A 728-nucleotide genomic window follows, 5' to 3' on the forward strand; every position below is an offset into this window, starting at 1 on the left:
CGAAGTCCCCATATCAAAGAAAGCAAGTTCGTGTTTTTTCTCACGCACATACTTGAACATCGATGAACCATCAATCAGCTTCAGCTCAATGTCCAACCCTGCCAATTTTGCCTGTTCACGCAAGAAAGCAATACGCGGTGTATGAACTGGAGATGAGTACGTCAATTCAAAGCTCAAACGCTGACCTTTATCATTCACGCGAATACCATCGGAACCAATCTTATCGAAGCCCGCAGCTTCAAACGCTGCCGCCGCTTTTTCTGGTTCAAACTTTGGCGCTGTCACATCTGGTAACGTGTACTTACCATGCCCAAAGCCCGTTGGGTTGGGTTTACGGCTATAGTCTCCACGCATAACATTCTCGATCATGCCGTCGAAATCTGTCGCGTAAGTGATCCCTTTGCGAATGTTTAAGTCATCAAGTAGAGGCATGGCCGTGTTTATCCACACGCCACCAGCACCAACTGGATATTGGTTGTAACCCCAGAACTTCTCAATGTAACCCTTTTGATAAGGGGCAGTATTGGATTTGTCATGCCATAGACTTGGCAAAACCAATCCAAATGCGTCCAACTTACCTTTTTCGAAGTGCTTCATCGCAATATCACTATCGCGGATAACCGTGATACGAATTTTGTCGACGTTATAGCGATTCTCGTAGTACTTATTGGTATAACCCCACCAGTTCTCACCTACGTGCTTAAAGGTAACGCTTTTACCTTTTTTGA

General features: G+C 45.2%; 1 protein-coding gene. It reads right to left on the reverse strand.

Features of this window, described 5'->3' with window-relative positions; all coding sequences use genetic code 11:
• A partial coding sequence (locus tag R7093_RS25370) for an ABC transporter substrate-binding protein (protein ID WP_318147039.1) occupies positions 1–728 on the reverse strand: 728 nt, incomplete at both ends.

It is taken from the genome of Vibrio sp. 1580, assembly GCF_033340055.1.